The 14,772-nt window shown below is 35.6% G+C and carries 15 protein-coding genes; 4 read left to right on the top strand and 11 right to left on the bottom strand.

What is annotated here, in order from left to right:
* The first annotated feature begins 25 nt into the window (after positions 1–25).
* From CCC71_RS04475 to CCC71_RS04465, 3 genes are all read left to right on the top strand, one after another.
* Positions 26–547: a metallophosphoesterase gene (locus CCC71_RS04475; RefSeq protein WP_156705148.1), complete on the top strand. Its 522-nt coding sequence runs from the start codon at positions 26–28 to the stop codon at positions 545–547.
* A gap of 14 nt (positions 548–561) precedes the next feature.
* Entirely contained in the window at positions 562–714 is a 153-nt protein-coding gene (locus tag CCC71_RS04470; protein ID WP_295242922.1) for a metallophosphoesterase, read from the top strand.
* A gap of 129 nt (positions 715–843) precedes the next feature.
* Positions 844–1,263, top strand: a complete 420-nt coding sequence (locus CCC71_RS04465) for a hypothetical protein (protein WP_295264582.1) — start codon at positions 844–846, stop codon at positions 1,261–1,263.
* A 73-nt stretch (positions 1,264–1,336) separates the two neighbouring features.
* On the opposite strand, the gene CCC71_RS04460 is transcribed toward CCC71_RS04465, so the two are convergent.
* The 4 genes from CCC71_RS04460 to CCC71_RS04445 form a co-directional block, all read right to left on the bottom strand.
* A complete protein-coding gene (locus CCC71_RS04460) occupies positions 1,337–1,849 on the bottom strand; it encodes a lecithin retinol acyltransferase family protein (protein WP_021840692.1) in 513 nt (170 codons plus the stop codon).
* Between the two features lie 85 nt (positions 1,850–1,934).
* Positions 1,935–2,471, bottom strand: coding sequence for a cyclophilin-like fold protein (locus tag CCC71_RS04455; protein ID WP_021840691.1), 537 nt, complete (start codon positions 2,469–2,471; stop codon positions 1,935–1,937).
* A 186-nt stretch (positions 2,472–2,657) separates the two neighbouring features.
* Entirely contained in the window at positions 2,658–3,605 is a 948-nt protein-coding gene (locus tag CCC71_RS04450; RefSeq protein WP_021840690.1) for an ATP-binding protein, read from the bottom strand.
* A 252-nt stretch (positions 3,606–3,857) separates the two neighbouring features.
* Complete coding sequence (locus CCC71_RS04445) at positions 3,858–6,173, bottom strand: hydratase (protein ID WP_226973998.1); 2,316 nt, start codon at positions 6,171–6,173, stop codon at positions 3,858–3,860.
* 133 nt (positions 6,174–6,306) lie between these two features.
* Here CCC71_RS04445 and CCC71_RS04440 point away from each other — a divergent pair, with 133 nt between their 5' ends.
* Complete coding sequence (locus CCC71_RS04440; protein ID WP_021840688.1) at positions 6,307–7,167, top strand: LysR family transcriptional regulator; 861 nt, start codon at positions 6,307–6,309, stop codon at positions 7,165–7,167.
* 272 nt (positions 7,168–7,439) lie between these two features.
* Here the strand turns inward: CCC71_RS04440 and CCC71_RS04435 are convergent, their stop codons facing one another.
* The 7 genes from CCC71_RS04435 to CCC71_RS04405 all read right to left on the bottom strand — a co-directional run bounded on the left by CCC71_RS04435 (position 7,440) and on the right by CCC71_RS04405 (position 14,663).
* Positions 7,440–8,255 carry an amidohydrolase family protein gene (locus CCC71_RS04435; RefSeq protein WP_226973996.1) on the bottom strand — a complete coding sequence of 272 codons (816 nt, stop codon included), beginning with the start codon at positions 8,253–8,255 and terminating at the stop codon, positions 7,440–7,442.
* 15 nt (positions 8,256–8,270) lie between these two features.
* The gene (locus tag CCC71_RS04430) at positions 8,271–9,563 is read right to left on the bottom strand and encodes an SLC13 family permease (protein WP_021840686.1); all 1,293 of its coding nucleotides are present in this window, start codon (positions 9,561–9,563) and stop codon (positions 8,271–8,273) included.
* A 397-nt stretch (positions 9,564–9,960) separates the two neighbouring features.
* Positions 9,961–10,407, bottom strand: a complete 447-nt coding sequence (locus tag CCC71_RS04425) for a MarR family winged helix-turn-helix transcriptional regulator (protein ID WP_021840685.1) — start codon at positions 10,405–10,407, stop codon at positions 9,961–9,963.
* A 240-nt stretch (positions 10,408–10,647) separates the two neighbouring features.
* Complete coding sequence (locus tag CCC71_RS04420; RefSeq protein WP_296333084.1) at positions 10,648–12,129, bottom strand: DASS family sodium-coupled anion symporter; 1,482 nt, start codon at positions 12,127–12,129, stop codon at positions 10,648–10,650.
* Positions 12,130–12,189: 60 nt separating this feature from the next.
* Complete coding sequence (locus CCC71_RS04415) at positions 12,190–12,891, bottom strand: RraA family protein (RefSeq protein ID WP_247239987.1); 702 nt, start codon at positions 12,889–12,891, stop codon at positions 12,190–12,192.
* A 72-nt stretch (positions 12,892–12,963) separates the two neighbouring features.
* The gene (locus tag CCC71_RS04410) at positions 12,964–13,701 is read right to left on the bottom strand and encodes a PIG-L deacetylase family protein (RefSeq protein ID WP_021840682.1); all 738 of its coding nucleotides are present in this window, start codon (positions 13,699–13,701) and stop codon (positions 12,964–12,966) included.
* 53 nt (positions 13,702–13,754) lie between these two features.
* A complete protein-coding gene (locus CCC71_RS04405; protein WP_021840681.1) occupies positions 13,755–14,663 on the bottom strand; it encodes a DUF6282 family protein in 909 nt (302 codons plus the stop codon).
* Positions 14,664–14,772: the final 109 nt, after the last annotated feature.

Below are 14,772 nucleotides of genomic sequence, written 5' to 3'. Positions count from 1 at the left end.
ATACCCCAAGACAGGAGTAACGACCATGATTTATTTCACCAGCGATCTGCACCTAGGCTATCCAAAAGTTATTAAAAACAGAAATCGTCCGTTCGACACGGTTGAAGAAATGAATGAAACACTCATCGCCAATTACAACAGCCTTGTTTCTAAAAAAGATACGGTGTATCTCTTAGGGGATTTAACGCAAAAACTAGAACCACAGGAGGCTAATTCCTTACTGAGTCGTCTAAATGGTAAAAAGACGCTCCTCATAGGCAATCATGATAAGTATAAGAAATATGATGCCAAAATTTTTAAAGAGATGTGTGATTATAAATATTTGACTGATAAAAAAGTCCCTATCGCCTTGATGCATTATCCGATTTTAGCGTGGAATCGCTATCGTCACGGCAGCATGATGTTGCACGGTCACATCCACTCAACGGGCGAGTATAACGAACGAAATCGAGTGGAAGGCATTCGACGCTACGATGTGGGCGTTGACGCCAATCACTTCTATCCTGTTTCTTTGGATGAAATATGGGAATTTTTTGAGATTGAATAAAAAGGAGTTAACCTATGATTTTTGTTACAGGCGATCTTCATGGTGAAAAAGAACAAATCCAAGAATATATCAAAGTATTAAGCGATTGCACTAAAGACGATATTTTGATTGTCGCCGGTGACTTTGGCATTCCTTGGTACAGTCGTGCCTTAGACATGCACTATTAAGACGATAAGTTATTAGACTTATTAAGAAATGCCCCTTTTACAACTTGCTTTGTTGACGGCAATCACGAAAATTTTGACTTACTATATAGCAATCCTGTCATTGAAAAATGGGGCGGCCGTGTTCATGATTTGGACGGTATCTACCACCTCATGCGCGGCGAAATTTTTACCATGGAAAACCAAACTATTTTCACCTTCGGCGGCGCTGCCAGTGTGGATAAACAATACAGAACGCCGAGCATTTCATGGTGGGAGCAAGAAAACTCGACATCTGAAGAACAATCCTATGCTATTGAAAACTTGAAAAAGCACAATTTTAACGTAGATTACGTCATCACCCATCAGGCACCCAAACAATTTATTCATATCATTCGTCATTTACTTTTTAATAAAGTCAACATTACCTGCCCGACACAGGAGTTCTTGACCAAGCTAAAGCCGAAACTTACTTTTAAGAAATGGTACTTCGGACATTATCACGATGATATAAATTCTCCGATTGATAGAGCCAGACTGCTGTTTGATGAGATTGTTGATTTGGGGACGTAAAAAATATTGATTTAATAGCAAAAAATGAGATGCAAGTTAAACTGCACCTCATTTTTTATTATTTAAGTATCAATTAGAATTCCGCTTCCTCTTGGAAAAGTTCTTTATTAATGGCACTTAACCCCAACCCTACTAGGCCAAAAATCCAGGTAATCGGATGAGAAGAAAATCGGTTATAATTACGTGCTTGGCGGCTATCATGAATTCCTGTTTTACACCAAATAGCAAAATGTTCACAATTATTGCCCAGCAAACTATAATTTTCTTTCTTCGGCGCATTTAAACGTCCATATGCTCTTTTTACAGTCTCCTCCGGTGAATAAAAATTATATTTACCATCTTCAAAGGAACAATAATCATCAATAACAGACAACAACTCTTGTGGCGGAATCGTATATATTTTATCCTCACACCTAAATTTTTCAACATCAGTCTTAGCAATTCGCGGATCTTTATATCCTGTAACTTTGTCAATAAAGTTACTATCAAAATGAATGACGTTTAATTCTCCCACATAAATCCCAAAATGTGAATAAAATCCTCGATCGCAAAAAATAATGTCTCCTGGAATAACTTTTCTTCCCATAATCACTAACCTCCCCATTAGATTTCTTTACATATGTATTTTGGAAATTTCAATGTCCGTTGTGCCTAATTTAGTATATTTCATCTTATTCCACCTTCTCAATCGTAGCCGTAAAATCGCCCTTCATGCCGGATAGAATTTCCATCCCCGACTCTACACGGCCTAATTTAATTAGCCCCGGTGAATTTCCAAAGTCTTTATAAAAAATGCATAGATTGCCCCATGGTGAGAAGTAGCACAAATCACCTACATCGGGATCCGTTGCATCCGGTTCGCCTTTAGTCGGCAGCTTTTCAGGTGGATAGGCAATTTTCTCGGTACTGTTATAATCTGAAAAACTCAGCGTCATAGGAAGTGCTTCGTAAAGGGCATTGGCCGTTGGTGTATCATAGAGAACAATAGAAATCTCCTGTCCTTCGACGGTCATTTTTAATTTACGATTCGTTACATTTGGTGTAGCTTGTTGCGTTTTCACAACACTCGTGTCCTCTTTGGCATTCGAGCTTACAGCTTCTTTAGCATTCGAATTCGCAGCCTCTTTAGCCGTGCTCGACTGGCCGGCACAGGCCGTCAATATGGTAACAATCAGTGACATTGCCAGAAATACAATAACTTTTTTCATAAAAGCCCCCTCTTTTCTCAATGAAACTGTATCCAAAAGGCAAATACTCCATTCTCTTAATACCTTTATTGTAACTATATTTAGTTCATATTTCTAATACTTATCTCTCATTATTAGTTATGCCTAAAATGTATTTCTTAGCGAAATCAATAAATCTTGCTGTAGCTAATGAAAAAATATACGTATTTACTTCTTCACCAATTCATATCGTATATTACGGCTTCCACCAATCTGTACAATCTGCCCCTTATCTATCATTGATTTCAAAATACGCCCCGCCGTAGATTGACTAACACCCAATAATTCCTGAGTTTCTTTGCGAGTAATCACTTGCTTCTCCGCCAAGTGATGCATTATTCTTTCCTCATTCGAACTGCCAAACGGAACCACTGTCTCTCTAATCGCCTGTGGTTTCTCCGTCACTTCTCTCATAGTATTGACATTAGGTAGAATAATTTTAAACGTATTATTAGTAACTCGAAGTTGTGGCTGTAACGGAGCACCGACGTATGCATCCATAATTTTTTGCATACCTGTGCCATAAGCTTCAATGAGTTCTAAACGGTAAAAAACATTAGCCAGGTTCGGATTACGACACACCGAAACACCTGCTGTCACATCTTCTAACTCTAACCCGGGGAGCAGACCACCCAAAGAAACAAATTCTAACCTGTCTTCGAAAATACTGATTAATGTACTGGCACTAAATGAATAGTCTCGGTGAACTAACGTATTAAGTAATGCCTCGCGAACTGCAACTTCCGGATAATCTCGGGTGTCGATACGCCGAAGTTTTTCAAAAGTTGAACCGATTTGATTATGTAAATCAATATAATCGTAAACTTCATTCATTTGTTGCATAAGCGAACCGGAGAATTCTCTACGATCTTTAAATATATTTTGATTGGTTCCTTGAAATATGGCTGCCTTGATAGTATAAGGACACTGTTCAGATAGGAGTAAGCCCAAGTTCGTATATAATCCATCAGGAGATACTAGTTTTAAAGTTTTCAGCTGAGATGGCCCAAATGGAACCCTTCGAAGATCAAACTCTTTTTTGGTGGCTTCAAAAGTTAACTCCTGATTAATAGAACGCATATCCTCAAAGCTATCGTATTCTTCTTGAAAACTCATTCTACTCATTCCTTAGATTTCCCCCATCTATATTCTAACCAAATTCTAACTTTCTAATCACTTTCTAATCATTTCTAACCATTCTCATTAACAATGTCAATTAATATTTCTCAGCTCTCCATTATTAGGTATTTTAGAATATGAAATCTATGTAAAATAAAAAAGTAGCGAGAACCTAGCAAAAACAGGCCGTAACGAAATGTATTTTTCTACTCGCATTTCGTTACAGCCCGTTCGTATTACTTCTTAATATTAATCTTTGTCATTATTCGACTTAGAGTCTGCATAATAGTTAATTAAGCACCCCTTAGCAATAATAGATTTTTCTTCATTGCTCAAATAGCCTAGGTGTAATGTAATTTCTTCTTTTTTCCCATTATTAATCACATAAGCCTTAAAGTCGTCACTATCACTTAATAAGATAGCTCTTACATTAGGTACAAATACATAATCCCCTACCGCCAACTTTCTAGAGTCAGTTTCACTTGTTACAAATGGCAACATCCCCCAATTAATTACATTTGAACGATATCGTTTAGTAGCATATTCTAAGGCAATATTGGCTCCTCCACCTAATACACGCTGACAAGATGCAGCTTGTTCACGAGCGGATCCATCACCCGGTTTATTGGCATAAATCATGCTTGCTACAAGTGTCGACTTAGACAAATCATCTAATGATTTACCAAGATTCAAAGCGTCATTAATCATTTGATAAGCATTTTGTAATTCCAAATTAATAACTCCATCTTGACGGCTTTTTTCCCAGTCTCTTACTGTCTTAGCACGACCAACATATTCCGGCACTTTACGACTTAAAGCAAATTCTGAAAGTGCATAAGGATTTGAACGATAAGAGGAGGTTTCCCCAGATGGGATTAATTCATCAGTGGTTGTAACCGGATCATCAATGTATGCAGCTACTTTTAACAAAATATTATCTGTTAATGCTTCAATTTTTGGCCATGCTTTAATTGATGGACCATATACAAGTTCTTCAGCTGTATTCGCATCACCATAACCTTGATAAACCTTATTAACATATGGTTTATCATTAAAATGATAGGAAGCTATATTATCATCATAATCAACTTCAGTGGCTGCTGTTAAAGCGCCCTTATTAATTGCTGTAGCCGCTATAGATCGTGCGTCCATCAGTGCAACCGAGGAAATTTGTCCCTGTCCCGGTTTGGAACCTTCACGATTAGGAAAATTACGCGTTGCATGTCGAGCAGATAGCCCACCATTATTTGGGGTATCACCAGCACCAAAACAAGGACCGCAGAATGCAGATCGAATAATAGCACCGGCTTCCATTAAATCACCTAGAGCACCATTTCTCATAAGTTCTAAGTAAATTGGCTGGCTGGATGGATACACGCTAAAGGCAAAACGTTCTTGTCCAACACCTTTTCCCTTTACAATATTAGCGGCCGCCATAATATTTTCATATAAACCGCCGGAGCAGCCTACAATTATTCCTTGATCTACATGAAGTTTATTCTCATGATATTTTTCCGGTAACATAAGACGTAATTCTTTATTATCCAATTGATCTACTGCATTTTTTTCAATTTGACGCAATAAATCTTGACCGCCTTCATTCAACTCTTTAATTGTATATACGTTGCTTGGATGGAACGGCATAGCAATCATACTTTCCACTTTATCGAGTTCTACTTTAACTAAACCATCATAATAAGCAATATTACCCGGCTGTAATAATTTATAATCAGAACCTCGACCATGAATTGTTAAAAATTCTTTAGTCGTATCATCTGTGCACCAAATTGTAGTAAGACAGGTCGTTTCCGTCGTCATAACATCGATACCATTGCGAAAATCCATGGATAAATTATGTATACCAGGTCCTACGAATTCCATAATTTTATTTTTAACAAAACCATTTTTAAAAACAGCTTTCTCTATAGCTAAAGCAACATCTTGTGGTCCAATGCCATGACGTGGCTTACCTGTCAAATAAATGGCAACTACTTTTGGTCGTTGAATATCATACGTACGGCCTAATAATTGTTTAACTAACTCCGGACCGCCTTCGCCGATGGCCATTGTTCCTAATGCACCATAACGAGTATGACTATCTGAACCTAATATCATCTTCCCACATCCTGCCATAGTTTCACGCATATATTGATGAATAACAGCCAAATGAGGTGGCACATAAATACCGCCAAAACGCTTAACCGCAGACAAACCAAATACATGATCATCTTCATTAATTGTTCCGCCAACGGCAGCTAAACTATTGTGACAATTAGTTAAAACGTAAGGAATAGGAAAACGATCTAACCCGGATGCTATTGCAGTCTGAATAATCCCCACATACGTAATATCATGCGATGTAAGTGCATCAAATTTAATACGTAAAGACTCATCCCCTTCACTAGTTTGATGTGCCATCATGATTCGATACGCCATGGTTTCTTTAGCGGCTTTTGTTTCATCAAATTCTTGACTACGCGAATGGTTTACAACGGATTCCTTAGTGACAATCTTGTTTCCATTTTCTAAAAAAATGCCATCTGAAATTAATGTTACTGCGTTCATGTCCCTACCTAACCTTTCTTTTTTATTCCAACGCTTTATATACTTTACTATCGAACATTAACTATAAATTAACCTTGTATCTCAATGACGGTTCTTATATAATTGATATAATAAATATTTATCGGAGGATTTCATGGATACAAAAGACTTTATATTGCTAAAAACTTTATATGAAGAAAAAAATATTACTTATACGGCAAAACGTTTATTTATGACCCAACCGGCCTTAAGCGAACGTATTAAACGTCTTGAAAAAGAATTTAATTGTAATCTGATTATCCGACAACCTCGTGGTATTGCTTTTACTTCGGAAGGCGAACAATTATATAACTATATGCAAGAGGCTGACAAAGCCTACCAAGCTATAAAAAAACAATTAAGTGCTACCGGCACTGAAATCAGAGGCACATTGCGTCTTGGTTGCTCTAATATTTTTGCCAAATACCACATTCCAAAAATTCTGTCAGCCTTTTCTCTAGCCTATCCATATATTGACATCAATATGTACAGCGGCTTAAGCTATCGCTTGTATCGACGATTCTTAGAAGGCGAATTAGACGTTACTATCGTTCGTGGTGCACACGATTGGAGCGAACATCATCTGGAACTCTTAAGTGAACCATTATGTTTGTTCAATAAATCAGAACTTTCATTTGAAAATTTACCACAACACTCATATATTCATTATCAAACCGATCCTAATTTACAGCAAACATTAGATGATTGGTGGTATAGTCATTATCAAACGCCCCCTAAAACTTCCATCGAAGTTGACGACATTGATACTTGCATAAAGTTAGTTCGCCAAGGCTTAGGATTTACTCTTCTCACAGAAAGTTGTGCCCAAGATGTTCCCGGTATCTATACCGCTCCACTAATTACTAAATCCGGTGATCCTTTACTCCGTACTACTAATTTATACTATCGAAATAACTATACATCAATGACACCGGTCAAAGCTTTTATAGACTTCATTATGAATTGGAAGTTGTAATTTTATATCCTATATTCTCTTTACAAATTTACTATATAACTAATTAGCAATATGTACAAATAATAAATAACTCAATTATCAATAAATTAAAACTATTTCTAATTTTATAGATGATTTACTTCTTATGGAACTAATTTAAGATATCTTTTCTTAAACAAAAAAACAAAGCGACTCGCCAATAATCCTCGAGTCGCTTATTTTTATATGAGCACTAATAAATCAAGGCAATATTGTTGTCTAAAACCTTTCGTGTATTTCATACCCATATAGAATTATTGAATATCTTTAATTAAATCGGCAAAACTATCGTCCAATATAATATTTCTTAACTTTTCTTCCGGAACTAGTTTTAAAAATGCATCCCAAACCTTTTCATAGGAAATCAATTTTTCAAACTGCGTATGTGGCCAATCGCTGCCCCATAATAAACGCTTAGCTCCAAAGGCGTCTATTAAGGCTGGCATCAATTCTTCGGCTAACTTAATATTTTCATCAAAAGACAATTCTTTTTTTAATCGATATGAGGCAGAAATTTTTACCCAAATTTGTTGGCTATTACCAACAGAAAGTAAATATTTAAACCCTTCATCCTCTAATAAATTTTCTGCAGTAGGTCTACTAAAATGATCTACTACTATTTTTACACCGGCATTTAATAAGTCATCAATTAATGGAGGTAACTGAACGGCATCAATATGTAACTCTACATGCCATCCTAATGTTTTTACATAATTAAGGATTTCAGGCCATTTGCCTTCTTTCAAATTAGGGATTTGACGAGCGTATAGATTAAGTCGAATTCCAATAATATTGTTTTTTGCCAATGCTTGTAGTTCTTTAAGTGTGATTGTTGTATCGACAACAGCTACACCATAAAGCTTATCCGGGAATTTCTTTATAGCGTTTACCATATAGGTATTATCAAATCCTAAAAAGCTTGGTTGAATTAATACGCCTTTGTCCATTCCTTTAGATTCAAAATTAGAAATAAATTCCTCAACCAATGCACTATAAGTAGGTGCATAACGTCTATCACTCGCTAAATTTAAATTAGGCTCAAATACATGTGCATGTGTGTCAACTCTCATATCTATACCTCTCTATCACATAATTAAATTAACAATAAATGCATAAATGATAGCAGCACCCAAACAAATAGGTACACCTCTAAAAATTAATTTCCCGAACATATCTACTCGTTCTTCTTCGCTTACTGTACTTAATACTAAGCTGCCACCCGAAGAAAATGGAGATATTGCAGTAGCTTGTGCCCCAATAACGATAGCTGAGAATAATACAGCCGCATCAATACCTGAAGCTTCAGCCAAATTAGGAACAAGTGGAAATAATGCCGGAGTTACTACACCCATAGTACTTGAAAAGAATGACATAAATCCACCAATAGCAGCCATTACAATAGGTACAACTGGAGCCGGAATCGTATCAGTAACAAATCCCGCAATTAATTTTACTGTTCCGGCTTTTATAGCTACTGATATTAACATCCCTACACCACAAATCATGATTAATGTACCCCACGGCACTTTTTTTATGACTTCTTTTTCATCACCCAAGTTCATCAATAAAGCTAGGACTGCAAAAACAACAGCAACTAAACCAACATCAATAGCTTTATCAAGAGTTTTTATAAGACCAACTTGCGGGAAAATAATGTGTAAAATAGGGAAAATTAATACAACTACAATCATAGATACAACTAAAGCTAATGTTTTTTTCTGAACAGCATTAAATGCTTCCGGTAAAGAAATTTCTACAACATCAGCATTACCTTTTTTACGTGTATTAAATAAGATTAACAAACTCAATACTACTATTGGAACAACAAATGAGGCTAAAAAGATTTGGAATTCAAATCCATATGATACAGCTTCATAACCTGCTTGATTCATTAAGCCAATAAAAACAACACCCCCAGGGCTAATCATAAAATTGTTACCGCATAAAGCTCCATAGTTAACGGCCAAAGCGCCGATTAATGGACTTAACCCTGTCTTTCTGCATAGAAGCATAGTGATTGGTGTGAAAAAGGCCATTACTGCAAAGAATCCGGCACCTAATGCAGCTAAAATAGTGGCAGCTATAAAAATAGCAAATGGCAACAATTTAGGAACTTTGCGAGTTCTATATAGCATGTGCTGAGCTAACTTCTCTAATGTCCCATTAGTCATTGCAAAGTTATAGAATAAAGAAATAGCTAAGATTACAAAGAATATACTTATCGGCCACATTTTGATAATGTCGCCAGGCTTAATGCCTAAATAAAATGTACCAATAATATAAGCAAATACTATCCCAAAAAAACCTGTGTTAATTTTAGTCCTATACCCTAATGCAATAGCGAGTATAATGGCACATAAAATTAAAATGTTAGCCATACAATTCCCTCCTATCAATTACCTATACCCATCTTTGATATTCGTTGCGCGCAATTACATTTTCAAATACAGTATATAATCTAAAGTCATAAACAACAAATACTGATTACTTTGCATCTAATATAGATTATTTTTATGCCTTAAATAAACATCCATTACTATGATTAGATATCAGGAGAAAAATTACATACTATTAACTTTGCTAAAAATAAAAAAAAATAGCGATTATACAGGCTATTCTGTACAATCGCTACATTTTTAAACTTAAAGAATATTTCTTTATCCTAATTTTTCTGATTCTTTTCTATTTTTCTTGATTAAAAACGTATCTGTATCCGCATCAGAATTCCAATGACATTCCATAACAATCACACCAAGAAAATACAATATCAAATTACTATCTATTCTTAAAAAAATCATCTTTAGAGATATTTTCATAAATTCGTTGCGTTAATGAATGATAAAAATTACGTTCATCTTTAGTAAATCCTTTAAAAAGCTTTTCATTCCATTCATCTAATACATTTTCAATATCTTTTCTCATATCACGAGCTTTATCTGTAGCATAAATATTATAAGCTCTACGATCCTCAGCATTATTTACTTTAGTAAAATATCCGGCTTCAATAAGTTTAGCCACAGCTCTTGCAGTAGTTGCTTTATCAATTTCTATATTATTAGACAATTGCTCTTGTGTAATTCCATCATTTCGTATAGCCTCCATAAAGAAAATATATTGGCCACTTCCTAGCTGATACTTCTTTAAATGTTCACTAAAATATACTTGACTATATCGATATAGCAATGAAATATATCTTGCTAATCTTACTCTTGCTCTTGCCACTTTTAAATCTCCTATTAATATAAAGACTTATCTCAAATAAAAACTCTTTATATTTAGTATATCATCTCAAAGCCAAATGATTAATCTAATTTTATATTATATAATACGTTAATTACAAAAAAGGTGATGAGCAAATGCCCATCACCCTCCTAGTATTATTGTAAAAATTTATACTATTATTTAATCAGCCCCTATTGACTTTTAATAATCCTGACTGTCCAAGTTTAATAAACTATAGTATTAGAAAATGCCCAATACCTTCCAATAGGTTTGTGAGAAAACTAACAACAAAATATACCCTACAATCGTTAATGGTATACCAACCTTCATACAATCTTTTGCTGAAAAAGTATCTGTTGCAAATGCAAGAATCCCCTGTGGTGTATTAACTGGCAAAATAAACCCAAAATTAATAACAAAATGAAATACCATTGTTAAACCAACAATATTTAATCCCTCAAGTGGTAATCCTTGTAAAAGAGCGATAACAATCGGAATCATTGCCGAAGCTATTGCTGAACCAGATGCAAATCCAAGATGAATAATAATAATAAATAGCGAAATAACTGCAAACACGCCAAAAATAGATGCATCAGCCAAGCCCATTCCGACTGAGATTTCATTAGCCAACCATTGTGCAGCCTTGGTAGTAAGTAAGGCAGAACCCATGCTAATTCCCACACCTAAAAGCATAAGAGTCCCCCACGAAATATGACTTTCTGCCTGTTTCCAAGTCATAATGCCTGTCCAAGGTAATAGCATTAAAGTTACAGCTAAAATTGTTGTTGTCGTTGTATCGAAATTATGTAAGAACCCTTCAGTTACCCATAGCAATATCAATCCAGCAGAAATTGCTAAAAGTTTCTTTTCGGCAGGCGTAACTGCACCTAACTCCTCTAACTTAGCCTTTATAGTTTCGGCGCCACCCTTGATTTCATCCAGTTCAGGTGGCAACATATACATCGCAATAAAGTACAATATAATAGACATAACAATAGCAAACGGAGCTGCCGCAATGAACCACTGCATCCAAGATATATTACCATTTAAAAGTCTTTCAATAAAACCCATTGTAACCATATTCTGTGCTGCCGCAGTTTTAATTCCTGTATTCCAAATGCTTCCAGTTTGAATAGTAACTACCATTAATAATGCAGCAAGCCTACTTCCGGTCTTCATCCCAAACGCAGAAACAATACCTAATATAACCGGGACCATGCATCCTACACGAGCAGTAGTACTTGGAACTAAGAAAGCGAGTATAATACCAACCAAAATCATCCCTGCGACTAAACGATTAGTCTTACTTCCGATACGTGACAAAATAAATAATGCAATTCGTTTGTCAAGTCCGGTCTGTGTCATTGCCGCAGCCAAGAATAATGCTGCACCAACTAAAATTGTAGCACTGGCTGAAATCCCCATAAAAGCCATTTTCAACGCACTGCCAGTACCATAAATTACATCAGGCTTGCCGACTTGAGGGGAAAACCCTACACATATAATCATTAATAATGAAAGAATTGCCGCACTAACCGGATAAGATACGGCTTCAGTGAGCCAAATTATAACTGCAAAAACCAAAATACCTAACATTCTATGCCCTGCCGTTGGTAATTCAGTCGGTGTAGGTAACGCAAAAATTGCGGCCAACACTAATAACGCTATTAACATACCGTTTTTTTTAAAAAATGGAACTTTCTTTTCGGTTACGATTTCCATGCTTATACTCCCTTCATATATAAACGGAAAATACCAGGAATACGAAAGTCAAAATTTTAATTATTTATTTTGCTGCATTTCAACAACCCATTGCGGAGCAAGTTGTGGTAATTCTGTGCCATTTTTTTTAGCTTCTCTATACGCTGCAATTGTTTTATTCCGATTATCTTCGTATATAGCTTTTTCCTCAGCGGCACTCAAAACTATTTCTATATATTTTTTAGGTATTACACATACACCATCTAAATCACCACATACTAAATCTCCAGGCTCTACGACAACACCAGCACAGGTAATAGTTGTGTTGATATTTCCTTCGGCCTTTTTGATTGGTCCTCTCGGCATTAAACCTTTACTATATACAGGAAACTTCAGTTCTATAGTTCCATCAAGATCTCTTGTATAACCATCAATAACCATACCTTTAAATCCCACTGCTTGACATGCACCCATGATTAAATCGCCAAAATACGCTCTTTCCCTATACCCTTTACCATCAATTACCATGATATAGCCATCTGCTTTAAAATTATAACTTGCTATATGAATTGGGTAGTTATTTCCCTCAGCCGCTTCTACAGTAAGAGCCGTACCAACCACTGTAGCGCCTCTTACACAGGGGTTGATGTCTGCGTCCATACAACCTCCATTAGGAATATCAATTTTAGCGGCTTTCACTCCATCCAAAATTAATGCTACATTTAATTTTTCAGCTCTTTTAATAATATCTTCCGGTAACAATGGTGCACATTCATTAATCATAGTTTTATCCCTCTTATTGATAATTCGGTCAGGAATTATCCCCTTTATCTAATCTATTTTAGAAATATAAATTTATACTAATTCATCACCTGCAATAGGAAAAAAGCTTGAAAATGCCTCTCCATATTTATAAGTCTGATTACCTGAAATTCTTCTTAAATGATTGCCTCGAAGATTTGCTCTTTCTGTATAATACTGAATGAGATGATGCTGTGCCTGGAAACACTGCATCGCCGCAACTTTTTGTTCATAAACCTCTGTAATATCTACTAACTCATCAGGAACAAATTGTGATAGTTCAGTTTGATGAGGTTCAAACCCAAATAAACGCATTTGTTTAGTCGTTGGAAGATTATCTACAATAACGCCTCTTGAATTTGAATGAATAGAGCATTCAAATACAAACTCTGATACATCATTATGATCAGGATTTAATATGTCTTTTCCTTTTTTATCATGCGTAATAATGATGTCTGGTCTAACTTCTCTAATTTTCTTTACCATTCTCTTTCGAATATCTTCCGTAAGATACGGTCTCATTGGATAATCTGGAAGATCCCAAAACTCAATATTTTTAACGCCAAGAATTTCTGCGGCTTTAGTTGTTTCCTCTAGTCGATTCTGCTTTACAGTATCATACGTGGCTCCTTCTTTTTTCCACTGTGCTGCACTCTCACCTCTAACCCCAAAACTTAAAACCACAACATCCACATTAGCACCATGTTTAATGTATTTTGCAATTGTACCACCCGATCTCCATACATAATCTGCTGCATGTGCACTTACTACTAAAATTCTCTTGCCTTCCATAATAGTTCCTCCTAAATTACTCTAATCATTTTACTTAAACCCAATACAATCTTTTATTCAATGTCATTTTTCCCCAATAAAATTTTTGGATTAATTACAACCATAGTTCGAATTTCATCCTCAGAAAAACCTTTTTGTAAAAGTCTTTCTGCAAACTCTGCTAACCCTTCGTCTGGATAACACAGTTTTGTATTACCAAGATCAGTGGCAAGAATACAATTATCTGGCCCTACTTGTCTTATCTGATCTGCCACTATGTCAAACGCTACCTTGTCCGTCTTCCATGTTGTATAACACTGTTCAATCTTAGCTCCATAATCAATAAACTTTTTTTGATCTTCAACGGAATAAAATGTAGTTGGAAATGTTGCATGTGTAATAAGTATATTTTTAACATTTCGTTTAGCTGCTTCAGGAACCAGCTTATAAGCTTCTTCATGAGAGATATGTCCGGTTGCTAAAATCAAATCGTATCTAGCTATAACATCTAAAACATCATAAACTTCTGGCTTCAACTGACCAAATTCATCAAGGATATTAATCGTAGGAACCTTAATTCCCGCATTCTTCATCTCAATTACAATAGACGCCCAGAAGGCTAATTTTTTATTTGGATCTCCATTAAATTGATGTGCCATTTCATGTTCACTGTCACAAGTAGGAAACCAAACCAATTTACAATTATCTCGAGCCGCCATTTCTACAGCCGGTGCATTTATTCCTCCGACTGAACTATTTAAAGTAATAGAGCCGATTGCATCACATTTCGGATAAAGCTTATTTATTAATTTTGCTCTTTCACCGGTTTGAGTCCAATGATTTTTTATAACGTATCCCGCCAGTGGACCATTCGTGCATCTTTCAGCCATTTCCAAGTCATCCATCTTTCTTGGTAACACATCCGGTGCAGAATGAACGTGTAAATCATAAGCCCCTTCAATTATTTTTTTTACATCACTCATAATTAACCTCCTTCAAAATACCATTAATTTCATCCCCGCTATAGTTTTTTATACGCCAGAATGCAAATTATTTAATACTTTTGTGTTTCTTGCAACATCATTATGACTG

This window comes from Veillonella sp. LMAG:90 (genome assembly GCF_008679445.1).
GTDB lineage: Bacteria > Bacillota > Negativicutes > Veillonellales > Veillonellaceae > Veillonella_A.
Note: the sequence above shows the minus strand (reverse complement) of the source record. Positions and strands in the feature narration are given on the sequence as shown.